Genomic DNA, 23,801 nt, shown 5'->3' with positions numbered 1-23,801 from the left:
CCCACATGGTGTTCCAGGGCTCCAGCGCCGCGATCTCGCATACCGGCAAGGTCCGATCCAACAACCAGGATTCGGGCTATGCCGGGTCGAACCTGTTCGTCGTCGCCGACGGCATGGGCGGTCACGCCGGGGGAGACGTCGCCTCGAGCCTTGCGGTCCACCGTCTGGAGAGCATCGACCACCCCTTCACGTCGCCGCCCGAGGCCGAGAAGGCGCTGACAGAGGCGATCACCGACGCCGCGGCCGAGCTGAGCGACACCGTCAAGATCAAACCCGAGCTCGCCGGGATGGGCACGACCGTCAGCGCGCTCATGATGGTCGACGAGTACGCCGTCATCGCCCACATCGGCGATTCGCGCATCTATCTCTTCCGCGACGGGGCCCTCACCCAGATCACCACAGACCACACGTTCGTGCAGAAGCTCGTCGACTCCGGGCGCATCACCCCCGAAGAGGCGCGCTACCACCCCCGTCGGTCCGTACTCATGCGGGTACTCGGCGACATGGACGACGAGCCCGATCTCGACACGTTCATCATGCCGACACAGCCCGGCGACCGGTGGTTGCTGTGTTCGGACGGGCTCTCGGGCGTCGTCGACGACCCGCACACGTCGAAGACCCTTGCGCAAGGACTCGCGCCCGGCCGGACGGCCGACCAGTTGCTCAAGCAGGCGCTCGACGGGGGAGCGCCCGACAACGTCACCGTCGTGATCGTCGACGTCGGCGGACACCACCCCGTCTTCTCGGGCACGCCGACAGTCGTCGGCTCGGCGTCGAACCCCGACGGGGTCGATGTACCGGCGGCCCGCCCCGGTCGCACGAGCTGGCTGCACCCGAATCGTCAGGCGGCGAACGAGCCGAGCCACTTCGAGCCCGCGGCGGAGTACCTCGAAGAACTCATCGAAGAAGACCGGCGCCGCGCGAGAAATCGACGCATCGGGTGGATCGCCGGACTCGTCCTCGTGCTGGGTCTGCTCGCGGGGGGGATCTTCGCGGCATATCAGTGGACCCAGACGCTCTTCTTCGTCGGCGCCGACGAGAACACCGTCGTCATCTACCGAGGGATCCAGCAAGACATCGGGCCGATCTCGCTGTCGTCGGTGTACGAAGACACCGACATCCGACTCAGCTCACTGTCGGACTTCACCCGCGAACGCATCGAGCAGACGATCTACGCCGGCACGCTCGACGACGCGCGTCGCATCGTCGACACCATTGCCGGAACGGAGGTGAACCGATGAGCTCCTCGACCGACACCTCGGCCGTCTCGACAGATACCGCTGTGGTGCGGGCGCTGCGCAGCATCCGGATGCCGCAGACCCACCGAAACCGTGAACTCTGGCTGCTCCTGTTCGCCTTCGTGATCAACGGTGCCGCCGTCGCGCTGGTGCAGTTGGGCGCCGAAGGCGCCATCGAGTGGACGTTCCTCGTGTATTGCGGGGGACTGGCAGCCCTCGCGCTCGCCCTGCACATCGTGCTGCGCCTCGTCGCCCGCGACGCCGACCCGTTCGTGCTGCCGATCGCGACCCTTCTGACCGGGTTGGGACTGGCGATGATCTACCGCCTCGACCTGCACTGGACCCGTGGCGGGTGGGATGCCTTCTCGACCCGACAGCTCGCGTGGGCGGCGATCGCGATCATCCTCGCGATCATCGTGGTGCTCGCCCTGCGCAATTACCGCGTGCTCTTCCGCTACACCTACCTCTTCGGACTCGTGAGCATCCTGCTGCTGATCCTGCCGGTCATCCCGGGGCTCAGCGGGGGCGGCAACGCCGACGTGTGGGTCGACCTGGGCTTCTTCACCTTCCAGCCGGGCGAGATCGCCAAGCTCACCCTCGCGGTCTTCTTCGCCGGCTACCTCGTGCGCACCCGCGAAAGCCTGAGTTCGGTGGGCACGAAGTTCCTCGGGCTGACGTGGCCGCGAGCGCGCGAACTCGGTCCCCTGTTGGTGATCTGGCTCATCTCGCTCGGCATCATCGTGCTGCAACGTGACCTGGGAACGGGCTTGCTCATCTTCGGCATGTTCGTCGCGATGCTCTATGTCGCCACGGGCAAGACGAGCTGGGTGTTCATCGGTGTGGTCCTCGCCGCGGGCGGTGCGTTCCTCGCATCGCGGGTGCTCCCGTACGTCGGTGCGCGGTTCCAGAACTGGCTCGACCCGTTCAACCCCGACCTCGTCGACAACTCCAGTTACCAACTCGTCACCGGACTGTTCGGACTCGGGCAGGGCGGGCTCGTCGGCACCGGCCTCGGTCAGGGCCGCCCGTGGATGACACCGGTCGCCGAGAGCGACTACATCTTCCCGAGCCTCGGTGAGGAGCTCGGCCTGGTCGGTGTGTTCGCGATCCTGTGCCTGTACATGGTGTTCACCAGTCGCGGCATCCGCATCGGCCTGGCGGGACAGGACGACTTCGGCAAGCTGCTCGCGACGGGCCTGTCGTTCACGATCGCCCTGCAGGTGTTCATCATGGTCGGTGGCGTCACCCGGCTCATTCCGCTGACCGGCCTGACGACCCCGTTCCTCGCGGCCGGTGGTTCGTCTCTGATCTCGAACTGGATCATCGTGGCGTTGCTGTTGCGGATTTCGGATGCCGTGCGCTCTCGTCCCCGGGTGGTGATCGGATGACCAAAGAACTGCGTCGCCTGAGCATCCTGATGCTCCTGATGTTCCTCGCCCTCTTCGGGTCGACCACCTGGATCCAGGCGGTCCAGGCAGACACACTCGCGCAGAATCCCGAGAACCGTCGCGCGCTCTACGACTCCTACGAGGTGCAGCGCGGGTCGATCATCGCGAGCGGTTCGGCGATCGCTTCATCCGTCCCGTCGAATGATGTCTACACATGGCAGCGCGTCTACGTCGACGCAGACATGTGGGCACCGGTGACCGGCTACATCAACCCGGTCTTGGGGGCGCGCACCGGCCTCGAAGCGGCGATGAACCAGGATCTCAGCGGAACCGCGGGGTCGCAGTTCCTCGGGCGCATCGAACGGATCCTGTCGGGTCAGCCGCCGCGCGGGTCGAACGTCGTCCTGTCCCTCGACACCGACGTGCAGCGCGCCGCGTACGACGCACTCGGAGACCTGCAGGGTGCCGTGATCGCGATCGAGCCGTCGACCGGCCGCATCCTCGCACTGGTGACGAGCCCGAGCTTCGACACCAACCTGCTGGCGTCTCACAACACGACCGAGGTCAACGAGGTCTACGACGACCTCGTCGCCGACCCGGCTCAGCCCCTCTCGGATCGCGCGATCGCCGGCGATCTCAACCCGCCGGGGTCGACCTTCAAGCTCGTCGTCGCCTCGGCTGCGCTGTCCACCGGTGAGTACACGCCCGAATCGACCCTGCCGAATCCCGCGAGCTACACCCTGCCGCAATCCAGCAGCGTGGTGCGCAACGCATCGGGCGGCACCTGCGGCTCGGGCGATACCGTCACCATCGCGGATGCGTTGCGCCTGAGCTGCAACATCCCGTTCGCCGAGCTCGCGGTCGAACTCGGCGATGAGGTCATCCGCGCAGAGGCGGAGCGCTACGGGTTCAACACGTCGTTCGAGATGCCGTTGATCTCGACGCCCTCCAGCTATCCGCCCAACGCCGAAGACCCCGCCGCGCTCGATGACGCCCAGACGGCGCTCACCGGGTTCGGACAGGGACGCGTCACCGCGACACCCCTGCAGATGGCGATGGTGTCGGCGGGCATCGCCAACGGCGGCGTGGTGATGAACCCCCGAATGGTGGATCGGGTCATCGGTCCCGACCTCGCCGTGCAGCAGACCTACGAGGATTCCGAGTTCGGGCGGGCGCTCGAAGAGGACCTCGCCGAGGAGATGGCGGCGATGATGGTGGCCAATGTCAGTTCCGGTGTCGCGAGCGGTGCAAGAATAGACGGCGTCGAGGTCGCAGGAAAGACCGGCACCGCCGAGAACGGCCCGACACGACCGTATACCTTGTGGTTCACGGGTTTCGCTCCCGCTGACGACCCGCAGGTGGCGGTGGCGGTCGTCGTCGAAGACGGGGGCGGACAAGGGCAATCGGGCAGCGGTGGAACCATCGCAGCCCCAATCGCGAAGCAGGTCATGGAGGCGGTGCTGGGACGATGAGACCGACGCAGGGTGTGACCTTCGGCGGCCGTTACGAGCTGGATTCGCGGATCGCGATCGGCGGCATGGGCGAGGTCTGGGAGGCAACGGACCACGTCATCGGACGGACGGTCGCGATCAAGATCCTCAAAGACGAGTACATGGGCGACCCGGGCTTCCTCGAGCGTTTCCGCGCCGAAGCCCGACACGCCGCGCTCGTGAACCACGAGGGCATCGCGAGTGTCTTCGACTACGGCGAGGAGAACGGAAGCGCGTTCCTCGTCATGGAGCTCGTGCCCGGCGAGGCGCTGTCGACGATCCTCGAACGCGACGGCTCCCTCTCTACCGACAAGACCCTCGACGTCGTCGCACAGACCTCGGCGGCCCTCCAGGCCGCCCACGCCGCCGGTCTCGTGCACCGCGACATCAAGCCCGGAAACCTCCTGATCACGCCCGACGGGCGCGTGAAGATCACCGACTTCGGCATCGCGCGCATCGCGGACCAGGTGCCGCTGACCGCGACCGGTCAGGTCATGGGCACCGTGCAATACCTGTCGCCCGAGCAGGCCTCGGGGCACCCGGCGTCGCCGGCGACCGACACCTATTCGCTCGGAATCGTCGCATTCGAAAGCCTCGCCGGCAAGCGCCCCTTCACGGGCGAGTCGCAAGTGGCGATCGCGATGGCGCAGATCAACGAGCAGCCTCCGCCGCTGCCGGCCACCGTGCCGGTTCCGGTGCAGAACCTCGTCATGGCGATGATCGCCAAAAAGCCCGAGGACCGGCCCGCATCGGCGGCCGCCGTCGCACGCGCTGCCACCGCGCTGCGTCGCGGCGACGTGGCAGCGGCATCCGCGGCCGTCGCCGCAGTGGCCGCCGGCATGGCCGCAGCCGATGGCGCGACCCAGCTGCTCACGCCCGGATCGGACACGTCGGCAACGACGCAGCTCATGCCGGCAGCCGCCGGCGCGGCGGTCGTCGACGGCGACGGAGCCGAAGAAGAACCGGTCAAGAAAAAGCGCAGCCCGTGGACGTGGCCACTCATCGCGCTCATCATCCTGCTTCTGCTGGTGCTGGGCGGAACAGTGTGGGCCCTCATCGCCAACCAGGGTCCCGGGCCCGACCCGACGTCATCCTCGAGCACACGAACGCCGAGTCCGACCGAGTCGAGCCCGAGCCCCACGCCGACGACGGCGAATGTCGTGGCGAGCGACCTCGAGGGACTCGACTGCTCGGCCGCATCCGCCGTCCTCGACGAACTGGGCATGGGCGCCAACTGTGTGACCGGCGACGTCGCGCCCGATGCCGACAGCGAGGGTCTTGTCTACCGCGTCAACCCGACCGGCAACGTTCCGCTGGCCACGATCGTGGAATTGACGGTGTACGGCAGCCAGGTCGCGATGCCGCAGCCCGGCAAGCCGACGCTCCCGGGCGATGTCGAGGCCGGTTCGACGGTGCAGGTGCAGTGGTCGGCCTACGGCTGCCCCTCGGGCACCGGCAGCGTCAGTGGCTACCAGCTCACGGCGACCCAGGGGGTCTTCCCGGCCAACGGACAGTCCTCGGCGTGGTTCGGAGCGGATGCACGCAGCGCCGACCTGCAGGTCACGGGCTCGGCGGGGCAGAACCTTCTGGTCACCTACACCGTCACCTGCACAGGCGGAACCGCCGGCGAGCGGGTGTCGGGCGCCTCCGTCGAGGCCAACGCCCCGATCGTGGCGGCGCCGGAGCCCGAACCGACCGAAGAGGGTGACGGGGGCTGACCCGTCGACGCCACCCGGTATCGGGTGACGAGAAGGGTGACGCGACGACGCGACGACGCGGCGCTCGGCTAGTCTGGGCTGAGTCCACTTTCGGGGAGTGAAGTGTCTGCTGAACCACGCATCCTTTCGGGGCGCTACCGCGTCGACGAGACGATCGGGCGTGGCGGCATGGCGGTGGTGTACCGCGGCTACGACATGACGCTCGGGCGCGACGTCGCCATCAAGGTGCTCGATCGTGACCTCGCCGGGGACAACGCGTTCCGCACGCGCTTCCGCCTCGAGGCCCAGGCGGCCTCGCGCATGGCGCACCCGGCGATCGTCCGCGTGTTCGACGCGGGCGAAGACTCCGAGACACAGCCCGACGGTTCGGTCCGTCCGGTTCCCTTCATCGTGATGGAACTCGTCGAGGGTTCGCTGTTGAAGGACATCATCGCCGACGGCCCGGTTCCGGTCGACGACGCGGTTCGCTACGTCGACGGCATCCTCGAAGCACTCGAGTACTCGCACCGCGCCGGTGTCGTGCACCGCGACATCAAGCCGGGCAACGTCATGGTGACCGAGGCCGGGCAGATCAAGGTCATGGACTTCGGCATCGCCCGTGCGGTGTCCGACAGTTCGTCGACGGTCGCCGAGACGACGGCCATCCTCGGGACCGCGGCGTACTTCTCGCCCGAGCAGGCGAAGGGTGAGCCGGTCGATGCCCGCGCCGACCTGTACTCGGCAGGCGTCGTGCTGTACGAGTTGCTCGCTGGGCGCACGCCATTCCGTGGTGAGACGCCGGTGGCGGTCGCCTACCAACACGTCAGCGAGGCGCCGGTTGCGCCGTCCGAGATCAACGAATCGGTTCCCCGTGCGCTCGATGCCGTCGCTCTGCGCGCCTTGGCGAAGGATCCCTTCCAGCGATATCAGGATGCCGCGGGCTTCCGCGATGCGCTCGACGCCACCATCGACGGCAAGGACCCCTCGAAACGACAGATGGGGGCGCTGACGAGTGAGCTGTACGGCCCGAACCCCCGGCAGGCGGCCGAGACGGCGCGGTCGCTGCGCCAGCTGAGCACCGACACGACGATGAAGCGCACGCAGGCCGGCCCGCCGGTGGCGTGGATCTGGGCGGGTGTCGCGCTGATCGCCGTGCTGCTGATCGCCGTGCTGTTCTGGGTGCTCACGATCCGTCCGGGTGAGAGCGAGGTGCCTTCGATCGCCCGCATCGTTCCCGATGTGTCGGGAATGACCTATGAACGCGCCGCGCAGGCCCTCGGCGAAGAAGACCTCATCGCCATCCGCATCGACGAACCCGACGGCGACGTCGCACCCGGAAATGTCATCCGCACCGACCCGAGCTCCGGCGAGTCCGTCACCCCCGAGCAAGAGATCCGCGTCTATGTCTCGACAGGGCAGGAGATGTCGACCGTCCCGGTGCTCGAAGGTCTGGGCCAAGATGCCGCCACCACAGCGCTCGAAGACGCCGGACTGACGCTCGGCACCGTCACCCAGCGCAACGACGCCAGCCTCTCGGCGGGCATCGTGATCTCGGCCGACCAGACATCCGGCCGTGAGATTCCCACCGGAACGGCGGTGAACCTCATCGTCGCATCGGGACTCGTGACGATCCAGGACGTGACCGGGTACACCGTCGAGGGCGCGACGCGTGAGCTCGAAGACGTCGGCCTGACGGTCACGACGAAGGAAGACCCGACCTGTGTGGGCGATGCACCGCCGACGGTGCGGGCACAGTCGCTCCCGCCGGGAGATGTGCCCGTGCACTCCGCGATCGAGCTGAGTTACTGCTCCGGTTCGTGACCCGTGCGGTGCGGGTGCAGTGACGCGCCCCGGGTCGCCGCATCCGGCCATCCCAGAGGGGCGAGCCAGTTGCCGAGCATCCGATATCCGCCCTCAGTGAGCACACTTTCGGGATGGAACTGAACGCCCACCAGCGGCAACGTGCGGTGACGGAGACCCATCACGACACCGGATTCGGTACGGGCCGTGACGACGAGCTCGTCGGGCAAGGACCGGTCCTCGACCGCAAGAGAGTGGTAGCGCGTCGCGACGAACGGATCGGGCAGGCCGGCGTAGAGCGCGCTGCCGTCGTGGAAAACCTGCGAGGTCATGCCGTGCATGAGCTCGGGCGCATGGCCGACCGTCGCCCCGAACGCTTCGGCGAGCGCTTGGTGCCCGAGACACACGCCGAGCAACGGCACGCGGCACGCGGCCGCGGCGCGGACGACGTCGATCGAGGCGCCGGCGTCGGCGGGTGCCCCAGGCCCGGGCGAAATCATCACCCCGGCATAGCCGGCGATCGCCTCTTCGGGGTCACCGAGGGCATCGGCCTCGACGAGGTCGGTGCGCGCGCCGAGCTCGCCGAGATAGCCGACGAGCGTGTGGACGAAACTGTCGTGGTTGTCGACGACCAGGATGCCGCGGGTCACTCGACCGTCGCGTCTTGCGGGTTGACGAACTCGCTGATCCACGGAAAGACGTAGAACATGAGCCCGTAAAGGACGGCGGCGACGAGCACCAGGAGGATCAGGACGCGCACCCACCACGGTCCCGGGAGGATGTGCCACAGCGCGGCATACATCAGGCCACCTCGCTCAGACTGTCGGGGAGCCCCGCTTCGCGTGGCGTGAATGAATCGAAGACGCCGTATGCGACGATCCGCTCGGCGAGCGAGTACATCGGGCTGCAGCTGGTGAGCGTGATGTACTGCGAGGTCGCTTCGACGCCCTCTCGCTGAGGGACGGGCAGAAGGACGTCCACCTGGTCGGGGGTGACGTACTCGAGGGTGCGGAAGCGGTAGGTGTACCACCCGTCGGGCGTCTCGACCACGATGGGGTCGCCGATCTGCAGCTCCGCGATGCGGTTGAACGGCTTTCCCCACGTGGTGCGGTGCGCGGCGACGGCGAAGTTGCCTATCTCGCCGGGCATCGCGCTTCCGGGGTAGTGTCCGATGCCGATCGGATCGAGTGTGTTCGCCCGCGTCACTCCACCCGCCACCTCGACGGCATAGTCCTCGCCGAAGCGCGGGATGCGCATGACTCCGAACACCTCGGCATCCGCCGGTTCGGGAAGGATCACCGGATCCACGACGTCGGGAGCAGGCTCACCCTCGGGACGCTCGATGGGAGGCTCGTACTCCTGTGCCCATGAGTGGGTCAACTCGTTGCCTGTGGCGTTGCGCTGCGCGCCATAGATCATGTCGCCGACCCACAGTTGCCACACGACATAGAGAAGCGTGATGACCCCGGCGGTGACGAGCAGCTCGCCGATGACTCCTGCGACGGATGCGCGGCGCCGCTGACGTCGCCGGACACCGCGAGGAGACGTGCCCCCCGCATCCGCCGTCGTCGTCTGCGCCACGCGAGAATTCTAGGGGGAGTGTCTGTGCTCGGGCTGGCAGTTAGACTTCTCGCATGGCACGAGGTGGCAAGGAAGACGACGCGCTGGTCGAGCAGCCTGAGGGCGATGCGCCGAACCCGGTGTGGTTCAAGCCGATCATGATCGGCCTCATGCTCGTCGGACTCGTCTGGGTGCTCGTGTTCTATCTGAGCGGAAGCAACCAGCTGCCGATCCCCGGTATCGGGGCCTGGAACCTGGCTGTGGGCTTCGGTATCGCCTTCATCGGGTTCCTCATGACCACACGCTGGCGGTAGTCCATCGCGGATTGACGTCGATACAAACGCCGGGGCGAGAGCCTCGGCGTTTCGTTCGTTCGGGGGTCTCGCGACAAGAATTACACGCGTGTGATTCATCCCCATGTGTGGATGAACCTGTGGATAACTTTCAGCCGTAGAGGCCGATGGGGATGAGCAGAAGCGCCACGAGCGCGACGCCCGTCAGCACGAGCAGCAGGATCTGCAGCTTCTTCTGACCCGGCGCGCGTGTGCGGGTGAAGATGAAACCCACGAGCAGGCCGACGATCAACCCGCCGACATGCGCCTGCCACGAGATGTTGAATCCGGGGACGAACCCGATGGCGAGGTTGATGGCGAGGATCACCGCGATTCCGGCGATGTTGGCCCCGAGGTGACGACCGATGACGATCAGCGCACCGAAGAGTCCGAATATGGCGCCGGATGCTCCGACCACCGGGGTCGTGAACGACAGCAGGGTGACCGCCACGGACCCGCCGAGCGTGCTCAGGAGGTAGAGCGTGATGAAGCGACCACGCCCGAGGAGCGGTTCGAGACTTCGCCCGATCAACCACAGTGCGAGCATGTTGAGCCCGAGATGCCAGAAGCTTCCATGCACGAGCGCCGCGGTGAACAGCCGCCAGGGCTCGAACGTTCCCGTCAGGTTCGGGTAGAGCGCGGGCGCCCAGAACATCAGGCTCGCCTCGATCGTGCGGCCAAGGCCCGGGATGAGCGTGATGATGTACGCGATCGCGGTGATGCCGATGATCGCGTAGGTGGCGAGCGGACGCGAGTCGGCGACCACGACGGGTCGCCGACTCGCCCACCGACGTTCGGCCTTCCGCTGCGCGGACGAGCGAGACGACTGCTGTTCCTTCATGCACTCGGGGCACACGACACCGACGGCTGCCGGGGTCTGGCATTCGACGCAGATCGTGCGCAAGCACCGTTGACAGAGCACGAAGCTCTGCCGATCCGGATGTCGGTAGCAGAAGTTGTCGCGATTGTTCGCGAAGTCCGTCGAGGTCACTCGTGTACGAGAACGATCACGCCTGGGCGATGTCGATCGACTCGATGACGACGGGCTCGATCGGACGGTCGCCCGCTGCCGTCGGAACGGCGGCGATCGCGTCGACGACGGCGCGCGAGTCCGCCTCGACGACCTCGCCGAAAATCGTGTGCTTGCCCTGCAGCCACGGAGTCGGGTCTGTCGTGATGAAGAACTGCGAGCCGTTGGTGCCCTCGGGCTGACCGGTGATCGCGTTGCGGCGCAGACCGGCGTTGGCCATGGCGAGCTTGTACGGGGCGGTGAAGTCGAGCTCGGGGCTGATCTCGTCGTTGAACGTATAACCGGGACCGCCCACGCCCTGACCGAGCGGGTCGCCGCCCTGGATCATGAAGCCGGGGATGATGCGGTGGAAGATGACGTTCGTATAGAGCGCGCCTTCACCGGGCTTGCCTGTGGCGGGGTCGGTCCATTCGCCGGTTCCATCGGACAAGCCGATGAAGTTCTTGACGGTGCGGGGGGCGTGGTCTCCGAACAGGTTGACGACGATATCGCCGTGGTTCGTGTGGATCGTGGCGACGGCGGTGTGCTGAGGCATGCTCTACATTCTCGCAGAGTTCTCAGCAACCCTCCCTTCCACGTCCGCGGCGTCTGGCAAGATGGAGAAACCACCGACCCCGTCGAGAGGGAGAGCCCCGTGAGCCTCAGCCGAAAGCGCAAGAAGGAACTTCGCAAGCTCCAGACGCAGGCCAATTCGCTGTGGGAGTCGCAGCAGGTACTCGTCGGCGAAGCCGCGAACGTCGCGCGTGAAGCCAGCCGACAGCTCGGCAACTTCGGCCGCGAGCAGGTCGCCCCTCAGGTTCAGGCGTCGTATGAGAAGTACGCCGCTCCCTACGTCGATCGCGGCATGCAGGCCTCGAAGAACGTGCTGGAGCGCAACATCGTGCCCGCTGCCGGCGCCGTCGTTGGCTCGGCGCTGTCGGCGTGGGATGCCGCGAACGAGCAGCGCGCGCGCTTCGCATCGGGTCGTGGGCTCTCGCTCCCTGACGCCGGAAAGTACGCCAAGAAGGCGGACAAGTACTCGCAGGAGGTCGCACGTCGCTTCTCCAAGGCGATGCCCGAGCCGCAGAAGAAGGGCATGGGTGCCGGTGGCGTCATCGCGATCATCCTCGGCGCCGCCGCGGCGATCGGTGTGCTCTACGCCGCGTGGCAGACGTTGCGAGCCGACGACGAGCTCTGGGTCGCCGACGACCCGCTTCGCGCACCCGACGCGTGACATCGCACCCGACCGCGCGGGTGACCCGCGCGGCGGAAGAACGCGGGCTCAGCATCGAGATCCGTGAACGACCTGCGGCGCACAGTTTGCCGGAGGCGGCTGCATTGCTCGGCATCGCGCCGGCGGACATCGTGAAGACGCTGGTCGTGAAGCGATCGACCCCCGATGCACAGGGACGTGAGTACCTTTTGGCACTCGTTCCCGGCGACCGCGCAATCTCGTGGCCGAAGCTACGCGCCCTCGTCGGCGTGAACAAGCTGCGTCTTCCCGAACCCGAGCTTGCCCTGGCCGCGACCGGTTACGAGCGCGGGACGATCGTTCCGATCGGCGCGACCGGTGACCTTCCGCTCTACGCCGATGTACGCATCGTCGGCGGACGCATCGCCATGGGCGCGGGCGCCCACGGCTACAGCCTGTTCGTCGACGCGGACGCCCTCATCGCCGCCTACGGTGCAACGGTCGCCGATATCTCGAACGAGGCCGGCTAGCAGCATCCGGTCAGTGGCGACCGGCCATTTCGAGGCCGATGTCGACCAGGCGCACGCGATTGAGGTCGGCGACCGTGCCCAGCGGGAACCACTGCGCGCGATCGGTCGAGCCACCGACTTCGTTGCGGAGCTTTCCCCCGGTGATATGCGCGCGATAGATGATGCGCAGGGTGTGGAGTGGTTCGTCCGTCTTCACGAGTCGGCGGCCCGCAGGGATGACACGGGAATGGATGCCGAGCAACCCGTCGAGCGCGACCCGGTAACCGGTCTCTTCCCGCACCTCGCGGCGTGCCGCATCCTCGGGATCTTCGCCCGCCTCAAGTCCTCCGCCGGGGAGTGTCCATGCGGGGCGACGCCCCTCTGTCCAATGCGCGAGCAGCATCCGCTCGTCGTCGTCGATCACGATCGCGTAGGCGGCGACCCTCATGTCCATGCCCCACCCTAACGCGGGCGTCGCTGTCGGTCGGTGGTTCTCAGATGGCCACGCGGCGTCCGGAGGTCGTCACTCGGTCGAGCAGTCGCGAGCGAGGTACGGATCGTCCTTCACCGAGCGAAGTCGGCGCGGCCGCGCTGTGCGGAGTCGAGGAGGTTCCCCCGGGAGAGAGGGATTCCCGAGAGGACCGCTTCCTGCCAGGCGGCGGTGGTCGCCACCGCCGCCCAATTCGAGTGCAGGAGTGCCATGACGGTTTCATGCACCTCACGGGCTGATGCACGCCCGGCATCGTTGACCAGATCGATCGCGCCGGTGGCATCCGACAGCACTTCGATAGAGAACCCCAGCGGTTCCGCATCCGCTGCAGAACCCAGCACGCAGTTGTTCGTCATGTATCCGGTGAGCGTGACGATGTCGATGTCGTGCTCGCGCATCCAGTCGACCAGTCCAGTGTGCTCGAACACGCTCGCGTATGACTTCGTGATTCGGTGGTCGCCGTCGGTCACACGCTCGGCAACGCGCGGGTGAAGCGCGAAGGTCGGAGCATCCGGTGCGAAGACGGGTGAGCCCGCCCGTGACGCATGTTGCACGACGACGACAGCGAGATCGTGCTCGTGCGCCGTGTCGATTGCCGCCGCGATGTTGCCGATCGAGGTGTCACGGTCCGGGTGCTGGATCGGCAGTAGTCCGTCGAAGTACTCGAGTTGAGCATCGATCACGACCAGGGCGCGGCGGGGTGCAGACATGGCCACAGCCTACGGTGGGAGACCACAGCACAGCGGTCGAAACGACCGTGCGCGGATGAGATGACTGTGGAGCCTAGGAGATTCGAACTCCTGACATCCTGCTTGCAAAGCAGGCGCTCTACCAACTGAGCTAAGGCCCCGCGCGGGTGATTCCCGGGAAGGGAACCGGTGGGGCTACCAGGACTTGAACCTGGGACCTCTTCATTATCAGTGAAGCGCTCTAACCGCCTGAGCTATAGCCCCGTTATCCGGCGCTTTCGCGCCGTCAACCTCCAAGACTTTACCCGACCCGTCAGGAATTTGACGAATCGGGCGCCATCAGTTCGACGTGAACCCGACGAGCAGGCCGCCGGTCACCTTGACCGCCAGGTTGTAGATGCCGGCCATGACCGCACCGAGCACGGTCACGACGATGAGATTCAGGATCGCGACGACCGCCGAGAACGCCAGAACCTGCGGCAGGCTGACGAAGTTCGACAGCAGGATGCTGCCGTCTGAGAAGCTCGCGAAGAACTCGTCGGCGCGGTCGACCAGACCGGTCGCCGTGACCACGAAGTAGATCGCCACGAACGACACCACCGTGACGATCGCGACGGCGATCGCCGCGAGGAACGACAGCTTCACCGCCGACCAGAAGTCGATGTACACCAGGCGCAGGCGAACCTGCTTGGCGCTCGTCTTGTGGCTCGATTTCTTGGCCAGCTTGTCGGCTACCGTACTCATGCGTCTGAACCTTCTTCAGGAGTCTCGGGGGAAGCGTCTGCATCCGAAGCGGGGGTGTCGTCCGCCTCTGCGGCTTCGTCGAGGCCGCGTTCGCCGTTTCGTGCGATCGCGAGGATGCGATCGTCATTGCCGAGGCGGGCGAACACGACACCCATGGTGTCGCGACCCTTGGCGGGCACCTCGGCCACGGCAGAGCGTACCACCTTGCCGCTGGCAAGAACCACAAGGATCTCATCACCCTCCCAGGCGATCAGACCGCCCGCGAGAACCCCACGATCATCGTTCAGCTTGGCCACCTTGATGCCGAGTCCACCGCGGCTTTGCACGCGGTATTCGTCGATCCTGGTGCGCTTGGCGTACCCACCGTCGGTGACGGTGAAGACGTATCCCTCGTCGTGGGCGACCGATGCGGACAGCAGGCTGTCACCGTCTCGGAACGACATGCCCTTCACACCCGAAGTGGAGCGGCCCATGGGGCGGAGTGCGGCATCCGTCGCAGAGAACCGCAACGACATGCCGTGCCGGCTGATCAAGAGGATGTCTTCGCCCTCGTCGATGAGCAGTGCGCTCACCAGTTCGTCGGGACCGCTGTTCTCGGCCTCTTCGGGGTCGTCTTCTTCGATCGTCTCGCCGCGCAGACGGATCGCGATGATGCCACCCTGACGGTTGGTGTCGTACTCGTCGAGGCGGGTCTTCTTGATGAGACCGCGTCGGGTGGCGAGCACGAGGTAGGTCGCCACGTTGTAGTCCCGGATGTCGAGGATCTGCGCGATCTCCTCGCCCGGCTGCAGGGCCAGCAGATTGGCGACATGTTGACCCTTCGCGTCGCGGCCCGCTTCGGTGATCTCGTACGTCTTCGCCCGATAGACGCGACCTTTGTTCGTGAAGAACAACAGCCAATGGTGGGTCGTCGTGACGAAGAAGTGCTCGACCACGTCGTCGGCCCGCAACTGCGCGCCCTTCACCCCACGCCCGCCGCGGTGCTGCGAACGATAGTTGTCGCTGCGGGTGCGCTTGATGTATCCGTCGCGCGTCACCGAGACGACCATCTCCTCTTCGGGGATGAGGTCTTCCATCGACATGTCGCCGTCGAATCCGTGGAGGATCTCGGTGCGGCGGTCGTCACCGAACTTGTCGACGATGCCGGTGAGCTCTTCGTGGATGATGGTCCGCTGACGCTCGGGACGAGCGAGGATGTCCTTGTAGTCTTCGATCTGCGCTTCGAGCTGCTGCGCCTCGTCCAGGATCTTCTGGCGTTCGAGGGCCGCGAGTCGACGCAGCTGCAGATCGAGGATCGCGACGGCCTGGTCGTCGTCGATGTCGAGCAGACCCTTCAGGCCCTCGCGCGCTTCATCGGCGGTGGGCGAGCGACGGATCAGCTCGATGACCGCGTCGAGCGCGTCGAGCGCCTTGAGGTATGCGCGCAGGATGTGCATGCGGCGCTCGGCCTTGGCCAGGCGGAACTGCGTCCGCCGGACGATGACCTCGATCTGGTGCTCGATCCAGTGCGAGATGAACCCGTCGAGCGGCAGGGTGCGTGGAACGCCGTCGACGATCGCCAGCATGTTCGCGCCGAAGTTGTCCTGCAACTGCGTGTGCTTGTACAGGTTGTTGAGCACGACCTTCGCGACGGCGTCGCGCTTGAGCACGATGACGAGGCGCTGGCCCGTGCGGTCCGAGGTCTCGTCACGGATGTCGGCGATACCGGTGATCTTGCCTTCGCGAGCAAGGTCGCTGATCTTGACCGCGACGTTGTCGGGGTTCACCTGGTACGGGAGCTCCGTGATCACCAGGCACGTGCGGCCCTGGATCTCTTCGATGTTGACGACCGCACGCATCGTGATCGACCCGCGGCCCGTGCGGTATGCCTCTTTGATCCCCTTCGTTCCGAGGATCTGCGCGGCAGTCGGAAAGTCGGGGCCGGGGATGCGCTCCATGAGCGCGTCGAGCAGCTCTTCTTTCGACGCTTCCGGATTCTCGAGCGCCCAGAGTGCGCCCGACGCAACCTCACGAAGGTTGTGAGGTGGGATGTTGGTGGCCATGCCGACCGCGATACCCACCGAGCCGTTCACCAGCAGGTTCGGGAACCGTGCCGGCAGAACCGTCGGTTCCTGCGTCTGACCGTCGTAGTTCTCCTGGAAGTCGACGGTGTCTTCTTCGATGTCGCGCACCATCTCGAGCGCGAGCGGAGCCATCTTCGTCTCGGTGTACCGCGGAGCGGCGGCGCCCTGGTTTCCCGGCGAACCGAAGTTGCCCTGTCCGAGGGCGAGCGGGTAGCGCATCGACCACGGCTGGACCAGCCGCACGAGCGCCTCGTAGATGGGCGAGTCGCCGTGCGGGTGATATTGACCCATGACCTCGCCGACGACGCGCGCGCACTTCGAGAACGACTTGTCGGGGCGGAACCCGCCGTCGTACATGCCGTAGATCACACGCCGATGCACGGGCTTGAGTCCGTCACGCACATCGGGCAACGCCCGCCCGACGATGACGCTCATCGCGTAGTCGAGGTAGCTGCGCTGCATCTCGGCCTGCAGATCGACCTGGTCGATGTGGCCGTGGTTGTGCAGGGCGGCCGGGTCGGGACGCTCTTCGTCAGTCATTCGTATTCTCCACGCGTCGTGTTTCGCCGCTTCGGTGCCCGCTCATCCGACTCGTGGTCGGTGGGCGGAGTGTCGGTCGTGGGCAGATGAAGCGCGACGAATCGCCCACGACCATCGGTGTTCAGATGTCGAGGAAGCGGACGTCTTTGGCGTTTCGCTGGATGAATCCGCGGCGGGATTCGACGTCTTCGCCCATGAGGATCGAGAAGATCTCGTCGGCCGCGGCCGCATCGTCGATCGTGACCTGCTTGAGCGTGCGGGTTTCGGGGTCCATCGTGGTTTCCCACAGTTCCTTGGCGTTCATCTCACCGAGGCCCTTGTACCGCTGGATGCCGTTGTCCTTCGGGATGCGCTTTCCGTTGGTCAGCCCATCGGCCAGGAGCGCGTCCCGCTCGCGGTCGCTGAACACGTACTCGTGAGCCGAGTTCGACCATTTCAATCGGTACAGCGGCGGCTGTGCCAGATAGACATAGCCGGCCTCGATGAGCCCGCGCATGTAGCGGAACAGCATGGTGAGCAAGAGCGTCGTGATGTGCTGGCCGTCGACGTCGGCATCTGCCATCAGCACGATCTTGTGGTACCGCGACTTCTCGATATCGAACTCTTCGCCGATGCCGGTGCCGAAGGCCTGGATCATCGCCTGGACTTCTTTGTTTCCCAGCGCTCGGTCGAGGCGCGCGCGCTCGACGTTGAGGATCTTGCCCCGCAGCGCCAGGATCGCCTGGGTGTGCGGATCGCGCCCCTGGACGGCCGAGCCACCGGCCGAGTCTCCCTCGACGAGGAAGATCTCGCTGATCGAGGGGTCCTTGCTCGTGCAGTCCTTCAGCTTGTCGGGCATCGCCGCGGACTCGAAAACGCTCTTACGGCGCGCGGTTTCGCGGGCTTTGCGGGCGGCCATTCGGGCGGTCGCCGCCTCGATCGCCTTCGTGATGATCCGCTTGGCCTGGTCGGGGTTGCGGTCGAACCAGTCACCGAGCTGGTCGCCGACGACCTTCTGCACGAACGCCTTGGCTTCGGTGTTGCCGAGCTTGGTCTTCGTCTGTCCCTCGAACTGCGGTTCGGAGAGCTTGACCGAGATCACGGCGGTGAGTCCCTCACGCACGTCATCGCCCGAGAGGTTGTCGTCTTTCTCCTTGAGAAGCCCCTTGCCGCGCGCGTACTTGTTCACGAGTGTCGTGAGCGCGGCGCGGAACCCTTCTTCGTGGGTGCCGCCCTCGTGCGTGTTGATCGTGTTCGCGTAGGTGAAGACGTTCTCGGTGTAGCTCGTCGTCCACTGCATCGCCACTTCGAGAGCGATCTTGCGATCAGTGTCTTCGGACTCGAAGGCGATGACCTCGTCGTTCACGTGGTCGGCCTTGCGCACATGGTTGAGGTACTCGACGTAGTCGACGAGGCCGCGCTCGTAGAGGAAGCTGTCGTTCGGCTGCTGCAGAACGACCTCGCCGGGCTCTGTTTCCTCGTCGAAAGCCGAATCGGGCCGCTCATCGCGCAGGTCGATGCGAAGCCCCTTGTTGAGGAACGCCATCTGCTGGAATCGCGTGCGGAGCGTGTCGTAGTCGAAGTGCACGGTCTCGAAGATCGTGTCGTCCGGCCAGAACGTGATCGTGGTGCCGGTCTGCGTGCTTTCCTCCCCCCGCTCGAGCGAGGCCTGCGGCATCCCGCCGTCGCGGTAGGACTGGCGCCACACGTATCCCTGTCGGGCGACCTCGACGTCGAGCCGGGTGGACAGGGCGTTCACCACCGACGATCCGACACCGTGAAGTCCGCCCGAGACGGCGTATCCGCCGCCACCGAACTTTCCGCCCGCGTGCAGCACCGTCAGAACGACCTCGACCGTGGACTTGCCCTCGGTCTTGTGCATATCGACGGGGATGCCGCGGCCGTTGTCGACGACGCGGACCGCACCGTCGGGGAGAATCGTCACCGTGATGGTGTCGCAGTATCCGGCGAGTGCCTCATCGACGGAGTTGTCGACGATCTCATAGACCAGATGGTGCAGACCACGCGGTCCGGTCGAACCGATGTACATGCCGGGGCGCTTGCGGACTGCTTCGAGCCCCTCGAGCACCTGAATGGCATCTGCTCCGTATTCGCCCATGGTCGCCGGCGGCGTGGGAGTGGGTTCTTCGGGAACGCTCTCGGGGTTCTCAGGCGTCATAGGTCTCTCGGCGCTCCAGTCGATGTCGAGGTGCCCGGTCAGTCTACCGAGTTGCATCCGCTTTCGCGCGTTCTACGCCCGTCTGGCGCGACGAAATCATGTTCGAGACCCGATGACGTGGCTCAACCGTAGGTATCGCGCGGGCCGCGCCCTGGAATCGCTCTAGGACCCCATTTCCAAGAGGGGACGTCCGGCCCCAGAAACCGCACCGCTGTCACGCCGGCCTCCGGGAAGCGTCGAAGGATCTCCGACAGGATGTGCGATCGCATGATCTGCAGCTGTTTCGCCCACGCCGTCGAATCGGCTTGCACCGTCAGCGTCCCCTCCTGGAATGCGACCGGACGGGTGTGTTGCGCGGTGTCCTCGCCGGCGACGTCCGCCCACGCGAGAACGAGGTCCTCCCGTGCCAGTTGGGAGTCCCATCCGGCCTCGCGGGTCAGGGACGCCAGCACATCCCCGACGCCCTTCGGGTCGCGCCCGGGGGCGAAGGGCATCTCGTCGTCGTCGACGACACGACGACGCTTTCGCCGGTACGCGCGCGCCGAGGGCGGAAGTCCTCGCAGGCGCAGATACGTTGCGACGGTTTCGGGAATGGTCTCGTCGACGGGCTCAGGCATCGTCATCCTCCACGATCCGTCCCGCATCGACACGGACGAGTCGCGCGCGCAGCTCATCGGGGATGTCGGCGTCGACTGCGGCAGTGACGACCACTTGCTCGTACCCCGCGGCCAGCCCAGCCAAACGTTTCCGGCGATCGGCGTCGAGCTCGGCGAAGACATCGTCGAGGATCAGAACGGGATCTCCCAGGCGCGACTCTGCGCGCAGCAGTTCGGCGGATGCCAGGCGAAGCGCCAAAGCGACCGACCATGACTCACCGTGCGACGCGTATCCCTTCACCGGCAGGCCGCGCACGCGGAGTACGAGGTCGTCGCGATGCGGGCCCACGAGTGTCAGGCCGCGCTCGAGCTCGGCAGACCGCCGAGCCGACAGAGCCTGCCGGAACGCCGCCTCGATGTCGTCAGCCGCGTCGACGGGAGCGGCATCCGCATCCTCTTCAGGGTCGGACCCGCCGATGGAGAGCGACCAATCGGCCTCGGGCTGATGATCCGCGCCGGCGATCGCCGTGTACGCCGCGACGAGTGGATGCCGGAGGTCATCGGCGAGCGCGAGCCGAGCGCGGATCACCTCCGTGCCGAGGGCGATGAGCTTGTCGTCCCAGACATCGAGCGTTGCCAATCCGTCGCCACGCACGCCGCGCGCCCGCGCGGATTTGAGAAGTGTGGTGCGTTGTTTGAGCACCCGGTCGTAGTCGCCGAGCACCCCGGCCATGCGCGGTGCTCGCTGGACGAGCAGTTGATCGGCGAAACGTCGACGCGAGCCGGGATCGCCGCGCACGATCTGCAGATCTTCGGGGGCGAACAAGACCACCTGCGCATAGCGCGGCAACTCTGCCGGCTTCACCGCCGCGCCGTTGACCCGCGCCTTGTTGGACCCTTGCCGGTTGACCTGCGCCTCGAGCAGCACGTGCCTGTCGCCGTGGACCAGTCGCGCGCGCACGATCGCGGCATCCGCACCATGACGCACCATCGGCGCGTCATTCGATACACGATGCGACCCGAGAGTGGCGAAGAACGCGATCGCCTCCGCCAAGTTCGTCTTTCCTTGACCGTTGCGGCCGACGAAGACGTTCGGGCCCGGACCGAGCGCGACCTCGGCGACCGCATAGTTGCGGAAGTCCACGAGGCTCAGGTGCTCCACGATCACCGGACAAGCCTAATGACGGCCGACGACACATGTTCGCGGCGCGCGCCGCGCAGGGAGGTGGCTCGAGCGGTGATCGTGATCAGCGCAACAACAGGTTCGGCTGCAGCAGGTACTTGAACGAGTCCGAACCCGCCTTGTCGACCGACGTCTGCGCGGTGACCAACACCGGGCTGAGCTTGTTCGCGTTGTCGCTCGACGTGAACGTGATGCGGGTGAACTCGCTCTTGACCGCGCCGAGCGATTCGAGCAGATATTGCGGGTTCAGACCGAGGGTGACGTCGTCACCGGCGAGCGTCGCGTCAACGGACTCGGTCGCGCGCGCCTGCTCGGTACCGGAAGCATCCATCGACACGCTCTCGTTCGTGAACGTGAACCGCAACGGTGCGGACCGGTCGAGCACGAGCGACACACGCCGCACGGCCTCGACGAGTTCGGCGGTGTTGACGACGGCGTGGTGGTCGGTCGCCTCGGGGAAAAGTCGACGCACCGGCGGGAAGTTCCCCTTGATCAGAAGCGACGTCACGGTCTTGTTGCCGGCCGTGAAGGCGATGATCTCGCGGTCGCCGGATCCCGAGAACGCGATCTGGATCTCGCCACTGTGGGCGAAGGTCTTTCCGACTTCGGTGAGGGTGCGCGCGGGAACCAGCGCGGTGGTGGTCTCGTCGGATGCCGCAGACCCGCCGTCCCATGGAATCTCGCGCAGCGCGACACGGTAGCGATCGGTGGCAACGAGGTTGAGTGTGGTGCCGGTGACCTCGAGCTGCACACCCGTGAGCACCGGAGTGACATCATCGCGCGACGCCGCGAACGCCACCTGGGCGATGGCCGTTGCGAAATCCTCGGCGGGCACGAGCCCGGAATCGCCCGTGACCTCGGGGATCGCGGGGTACTCCGCTACGGGCATCGATGCGAGGGTGAAGCGTGCGGAGCCGCAGGTCAGCAGGATGCCGTCTTCTTCGTCGACCGTGATCTCGATCGGTGCGTTGGGCAGACGGCTTGCGATCTCGGAGAGCAGTCGGCCATGGACGAGGATCGTGCCCGGCTCGTCGACGGTCGCCTCGATCGTCGTGCGCGCGGATGCTTCGTAGTCGAACGCGGAGAGCGACAAGCCGCTGTCGGAGGCCTCGATGAGCACGCCGGCGAGGATCGGTTGCGGATTGCGCTGCGGAAGGAGCTTGACGACGAACGAGACGGCCTCGCTGAACACATCGCGATTGACCTGGAACTTCACGAAGGCTCCCTTGACGTCGGACTGGGAGTACTCATGCTAGTGCCCAGAGATGGATGCGCCAGATCTGGCTCTCCGAACGTGTGCCGCATCCCCAAGGTGATCGGACCGGGTTTCATTGAAGAGAGATCTGTCATGGTGTTAACCGCTGTGGAAACTGGGGATAACTTGCGCGATCCCAGTCGGGAGTGGGAAATCACATTCGTGTGAGATGTGGAACCGCTGCGGAGGAATCCGTTGTCCCGGATGCGGGGGTCATCGCGTCGTCCACAAGTTGTCGTCGTTCGTTCACAGACTCTCGACAGCGAAATCGAGTTATCCACAGGTTTTGCACACTGTGAAGAACGCATGATGAGGCCTTCGGCGCGGTTCTGTCAAGAACGCCGAAAGGAATACGCCGAACCTGGGTCAGCGACCGCCCCGACCGAGCTGCGAGGTGATCTCGGAGACCTGGTTGTAGATGGACCGGCGCTCCTTCATGAGTTCGCTGATCTTCTTGTACGCGTACATGACGGTCGTGTGGTCTCGGTTGCCGAAGAGCTGACCGATCTTCGGCAACGACAGGCTGGTGCGCTCCCGGCAGAGGTACATCGCGATCTGGCGTGCCGTCGCGATGGATTGGGAGCGACTCGACCCGTAGAGGTCGTCGACGCTGAGCTTGAAGTACTGTGCCGTCGCGCTGATGATGTCGGTCGGCGAGATGACGTTCGCGTCGTCCTGATCGACGATGTCGCGCAGCACCGTCTGTGCCAGCGACATGTCGAGGGTGGAGCGGTTGAGACTGGCGAACGCGGAGACGCGGATGAGCGCACCTTCGAGCTCTCGGATGTTGGAGGACACCACGGTGGCGATGTACTCGAGCACTTCGTCGGGAATGTGGAGGCGTTCGGACTGCGCCTTCTTGCGAAGGATCGCGATGCGCGTTTCGAGGTCGGGTGCCTGCACATCGGTGATCAGGCCCCACTCGAAACGACTGCGCATGCGGTCTTCGAAGCCGGTCAGGTGTTTCGGGGGAACGTCGCTGGTGATCACGACCTGCTTGTCATGGTCATGCAACGTGTTGAACGTGTGGAAGAACGCTTCTTGTGTCTCGGCGCGACCCTGCAAGAACTGGATGTCGTCGATCAGGAGGATGTCGACGTCGCGGTAGCGCGCTTGGAATGCGGATCCGCGGTTGTTCGCGATCGAGTTGATGAAGTCGTTGGTGAATTCCTCGCTCGAGACATACCTGACCTTGATGCCCGAATAGAGGTTGATCGCGTAGTCCCCGATGGCGTGGAGCAGGTGGGTCTTGCCCAGGCCTGAGTCGCCGTAGATGAACAGGGGGTTATAGGCCTTGGCGGGAGCTTCGGCCACGGCGACTGCCGCGGCATGGGCGAAGCGGTTCGACTGACCGATTACGAAGCTGTCGAAGGTGTACTTCGGATTGAGGCGGGTGTCGCTGCGCGCGATCCCCACCGGGGTCTCCGGCGTCTCTTCCATTGGTGAGCGCGGGATCGTCTGGATCGCGTTCGCCGGCGCCGCGGATTCCGCCGGTGTCGGAGCCGACAGATGTGCGTCGATCAGTTCGGGGTTCACCACGACGCGGAAGTTCGTCACGTCGCCGTCGGGGGCTGCGGTGGTGAGGGCTTCGAGGATCGGGGCCCGCATCCGCTTCGTGAACTGTGCGGCCGTCAGGTCGTTGGGCACATCGAGGTAGAGCGTGCCGCTCATGACGCCTTGGGGAACGGCGAGGTTCAGAAAGCCCTCGAGCTGCGGTGTGATCCGGTCGTCGGTGCCCAGAGCATCGAGCACGAGCGACCAGACCGGTACGTCGGGATGAGCGTGCGCGGACATGGACCCCCCGGGGTGTTGATGAATCCAACGGATGCCGCGGGAACTTCGCGTTCGACCTGTGGATAACTGCCGGA

General features: G+C 65.8%; 22 protein-coding genes and 2 tRNA genes. 8 read left to right on the top strand and 16 right to left on the bottom strand.

The window, feature by feature from the left end:
* The first annotated feature begins 5 nt into the window (after window positions 1–5).
* From ACFQZV_RS02690 to pknB, 5 genes are all read left to right on the top strand, one after another.
* Window positions 6–1,241, top strand: a complete 1,236-nt coding sequence (locus tag ACFQZV_RS02690) for a PP2C family protein-serine/threonine phosphatase (protein ID WP_378752458.1) — start codon at window positions 6–8, stop codon at window positions 1,239–1,241.
* Window positions 1,238–2,626: an FtsW/RodA/SpoVE family cell cycle protein gene (locus ACFQZV_RS02685; RefSeq protein ID WP_378752456.1), complete on the top strand. Its 1,389-nt coding sequence runs from the start codon at window positions 1,238–1,240 to the stop codon at window positions 2,624–2,626. Before ACFQZV_RS02690 ends, ACFQZV_RS02685 begins: the two co-directional genes overlap by 4 nt.
* Window positions 2,623–4,098 (top strand): peptidoglycan D,D-transpeptidase FtsI family protein, encoded by a 1,476-nt coding sequence (locus ACFQZV_RS02680; protein WP_378752454.1) that lies wholly within the window; start codon window positions 2,623–2,625, stop codon window positions 4,096–4,098. The genes ACFQZV_RS02685 and ACFQZV_RS02680 overlap by 4 nt, the downstream gene beginning before the upstream one ends.
* Window positions 4,095–5,834 (top strand): serine/threonine-protein kinase, encoded by a 1,740-nt coding sequence (locus tag ACFQZV_RS02675; protein ID WP_378783243.1) that lies wholly within the window; start codon window positions 4,095–4,097, stop codon window positions 5,832–5,834. Before ACFQZV_RS02680 ends, ACFQZV_RS02675 begins: the two co-directional genes overlap by 4 nt.
* A gap of 102 nt (window positions 5,835–5,936) precedes the next feature.
* Window positions 5,937–7,634: a Stk1 family PASTA domain-containing Ser/Thr kinase gene (gene pknB, locus ACFQZV_RS02670; RefSeq protein ID WP_378753020.1), complete on the top strand. Its 1,698-nt coding sequence runs from the start codon at window positions 5,937–5,939 to the stop codon at window positions 7,632–7,634.
* Here pknB and ACFQZV_RS02665 read toward each other — a convergent pair.
* The 3 genes from ACFQZV_RS02665 to ACFQZV_RS02655 are packed head-to-tail and all read right to left on the bottom strand — an operon-like array spanning window position 7,616 to window position 9,194.
* Window positions 7,616–8,263, bottom strand: coding sequence for an anthranilate synthase component II (locus ACFQZV_RS02665; RefSeq protein WP_378753018.1), 648 nt, complete (start codon window positions 8,261–8,263; stop codon window positions 7,616–7,618). The genes pknB and ACFQZV_RS02665 overlap by 19 nt on opposite strands.
* On the bottom strand, window positions 8,260–8,415 hold the full coding sequence (locus tag ACFQZV_RS02660; protein ID WP_378753016.1) for a hypothetical protein: 156 nt from the start codon (window positions 8,413–8,415) through the stop codon (window positions 8,260–8,262). Before ACFQZV_RS02660 ends, ACFQZV_RS02665 begins: the two co-directional genes overlap by 4 nt.
* Entirely contained in the window at window positions 8,415–9,194 is a 780-nt protein-coding gene (locus ACFQZV_RS02655; protein ID WP_378753014.1) for a class E sortase, read from the bottom strand. Before ACFQZV_RS02655 ends, ACFQZV_RS02660 begins: the two co-directional genes overlap by 1 nt.
* Before the next feature lie 53 nt (window positions 9,195–9,247).
* Between ACFQZV_RS02655 and ACFQZV_RS02650 the strand changes: the two genes are divergently transcribed.
* Entirely contained in the window at window positions 9,248–9,487 is a 240-nt protein-coding gene (locus ACFQZV_RS02650) for a cell division protein CrgA (protein ID WP_378753012.1), read from the top strand.
* 130 nt (window positions 9,488–9,617) lie between these two features.
* On the opposite strand, the gene ACFQZV_RS02645 is transcribed toward ACFQZV_RS02650, so the two are convergent.
* Both ACFQZV_RS02645 and ACFQZV_RS02640 read right to left on the bottom strand, forming a co-directional pair.
* Entirely contained in the window at window positions 9,618–10,496 is an 879-nt protein-coding gene (locus tag ACFQZV_RS02645; protein WP_378753009.1) for a rhomboid family intramembrane serine protease, read from the bottom strand.
* Between the two features lie 16 nt (window positions 10,497–10,512).
* Window positions 10,513–11,070 (bottom strand): peptidylprolyl isomerase, encoded by a 558-nt coding sequence (locus ACFQZV_RS02640; protein ID WP_378753007.1) that lies wholly within the window; start codon window positions 11,068–11,070, stop codon window positions 10,513–10,515.
* Between the two features lie 99 nt (window positions 11,071–11,169).
* Here ACFQZV_RS02640 and ACFQZV_RS02635 point away from each other — a divergent pair, with 99 nt between their 5' ends.
* Both ACFQZV_RS02635 and ACFQZV_RS02630 read left to right on the top strand, forming a co-directional pair.
* Window positions 11,170–11,748: a DNA helicase gene (locus tag ACFQZV_RS02635; protein WP_378753005.1), complete on the top strand. Its 579-nt coding sequence runs from the start codon at window positions 11,170–11,172 to the stop codon at window positions 11,746–11,748.
* Entirely contained in the window at window positions 11,745–12,236 is a 492-nt protein-coding gene (locus ACFQZV_RS02630) for an aminoacyl-tRNA deacylase (RefSeq protein ID WP_378753003.1), read from the top strand. Before ACFQZV_RS02635 ends, ACFQZV_RS02630 begins: the two co-directional genes overlap by 4 nt.
* A gap of 10 nt (window positions 12,237–12,246) precedes the next feature.
* On the opposite strand, the gene ACFQZV_RS02625 is transcribed toward ACFQZV_RS02630, so the two are convergent.
* From ACFQZV_RS02625 to dnaA, 11 genes are all read right to left on the bottom strand, one after another.
* Entirely contained in the window at window positions 12,247–12,669 is a 423-nt protein-coding gene (locus tag ACFQZV_RS02625) for an NUDIX hydrolase (RefSeq protein ID WP_378753001.1), read from the bottom strand.
* 110 nt (window positions 12,670–12,779) lie between these two features.
* Window positions 12,780–13,415, bottom strand: coding sequence for an isochorismatase family protein (locus tag ACFQZV_RS02620; RefSeq protein ID WP_378752999.1), 636 nt, complete (start codon window positions 13,413–13,415; stop codon window positions 12,780–12,782).
* Between the two features lie 67 nt (window positions 13,416–13,482).
* Window positions 13,483–13,555: transfer RNA gene (locus ACFQZV_RS02615), tRNA-Ala, on the bottom strand.
* A 29-nt stretch (window positions 13,556–13,584) separates the two neighbouring features.
* Window positions 13,585–13,658 (bottom strand) — tRNA-Ile (locus tag ACFQZV_RS02610).
* 75 nt (window positions 13,659–13,733) lie between these two features.
* Complete coding sequence (locus ACFQZV_RS02605; protein WP_378752997.1) at window positions 13,734–14,138, bottom strand: DUF3566 domain-containing protein; 405 nt, start codon at window positions 14,136–14,138, stop codon at window positions 13,734–13,736.
* The gene (gyrA, locus tag ACFQZV_RS02600; protein WP_378752995.1) at window positions 14,135–16,741 is read right to left on the bottom strand and encodes a DNA gyrase subunit A; all 2,607 of its coding nucleotides are present in this window, start codon (window positions 16,739–16,741) and stop codon (window positions 14,135–14,137) included. The genes ACFQZV_RS02605 and gyrA overlap by 4 nt, the downstream gene beginning before the upstream one ends.
* 121 nt (window positions 16,742–16,862) lie before the next feature.
* On the bottom strand, window positions 16,863–18,899 hold the full coding sequence (gyrB, locus tag ACFQZV_RS02595; protein WP_378753030.1) for a DNA topoisomerase (ATP-hydrolyzing) subunit B: 2,037 nt from the start codon (window positions 18,897–18,899) through the stop codon (window positions 16,863–16,865).
* Between the two features lie 122 nt (window positions 18,900–19,021).
* Entirely contained in the window at window positions 19,022–19,516 is a 495-nt protein-coding gene (locus ACFQZV_RS02590) for a DUF721 domain-containing protein (RefSeq protein WP_378752993.1), read from the bottom strand.
* A complete protein-coding gene (gene recF / locus ACFQZV_RS02585; RefSeq protein ID WP_378752991.1) occupies window positions 19,509–20,663 on the bottom strand; it encodes a DNA replication/repair protein RecF in 1,155 nt (384 codons plus the stop codon). The genes ACFQZV_RS02590 and recF overlap by 8 nt, the downstream gene beginning before the upstream one ends.
* 79 nt (window positions 20,664–20,742) lie before the next feature.
* A complete protein-coding gene (gene dnaN / locus ACFQZV_RS02580) occupies window positions 20,743–21,894 on the bottom strand; it encodes a DNA polymerase III subunit beta (RefSeq protein WP_378752989.1) in 1,152 nt (383 codons plus the stop codon).
* 405 nt (window positions 21,895–22,299) lie between these two features.
* Complete coding sequence (dnaA, locus tag ACFQZV_RS02575; RefSeq protein ID WP_378752987.1) at window positions 22,300–23,727, bottom strand: chromosomal replication initiator protein DnaA; 1,428 nt, start codon at window positions 23,725–23,727, stop codon at window positions 22,300–22,302.
* Window positions 23,728–23,801 lie beyond the last annotated feature (74 nt).

Source organism: Microbacterium koreense (assembly GCF_042677105.1).
Lineage (GTDB): Bacteria > Actinomycetota > Actinomycetes > Actinomycetales > Microbacteriaceae > Microbacterium > Microbacterium koreense.
Note: the sequence above shows the minus strand (reverse complement) of the source record. Positions and strands in the feature narration are given on the sequence as shown.

Coding starts and splice junctions, on each gene's coding strand:
- ACFQZV_RS02690 (WP_378752458.1), top strand. CDS start 6: ATGGTGTTCCAGGGCTCCAGCGCCGCGATCTCGCATACCGGCAAGGTC.
- ACFQZV_RS02685 (WP_378752456.1), top strand. CDS start 1,238: ATGAGCTCCTCGACCGACACCTCGGCCGTCTCGACAGATACCGCTGTG.
- ACFQZV_RS02680 (WP_378752454.1), top strand. CDS start 2,623: ATGACCAAAGAACTGCGTCGCCTGAGCATCCTGATGCTCCTGATGTTC.
- ACFQZV_RS02675 (WP_378783243.1), top strand. CDS start 4,095: ATGAGACCGACGCAGGGTGTGACCTTCGGCGGCCGTTACGAGCTGGAT.
- ACFQZV_RS02660 (WP_378753016.1), bottom strand. CDS start 8,415: ATGTATGCCGCGCTGTGGCACATCCTCCCGGGACCGTGGTGGGTGCGC.
- ACFQZV_RS02650 (WP_378753012.1), top strand. CDS start 9,248: ATGGCACGAGGTGGCAAGGAAGACGACGCGCTGGTCGAGCAGCCTGAG.
- ACFQZV_RS02640 (WP_378753007.1), bottom strand. CDS start 11,070: ATGCCTCAGCACACCGCCGTCGCCACGATCCACACGAACCACGGCGAT.
- ACFQZV_RS02625 (WP_378753001.1), bottom strand. CDS start 12,669: ATGGACATGAGGGTCGCCGCCTACGCGATCGTGATCGACGACGACGAG.
- ACFQZV_RS02620 (WP_378752999.1), bottom strand. CDS start 13,415: ATGTCTGCACCCCGCCGCGCCCTGGTCGTGATCGATGCTCAACTCGAG.
- ACFQZV_RS02605 (WP_378752997.1), bottom strand. CDS start 14,138: ATGAGTACGGTAGCCGACAAGCTGGCCAAGAAATCGAGCCACAAGACG.
- gyrA (WP_378752995.1), bottom strand. CDS start 16,741: ATGACTGACGAAGAGCGTCCCGACCCGGCCGCCCTGCACAACCACGGC.
- gyrB (WP_378753030.1), bottom strand. CDS start 18,899: ATGACGCCTGAGAACCCCGAGAGCGTTCCCGAAGAACCCACTCCCACG.
- ACFQZV_RS02590 (WP_378752993.1), bottom strand. CDS start 19,516: ATGCCTGAGCCCGTCGACGAGACCATTCCCGAAACCGTCGCAACGTAT.
- dnaA (WP_378752987.1), bottom strand. CDS start 23,727: ATGTCCGCGCACGCTCATCCCGACGTACCGGTCTGGTCGCTCGTGCTC.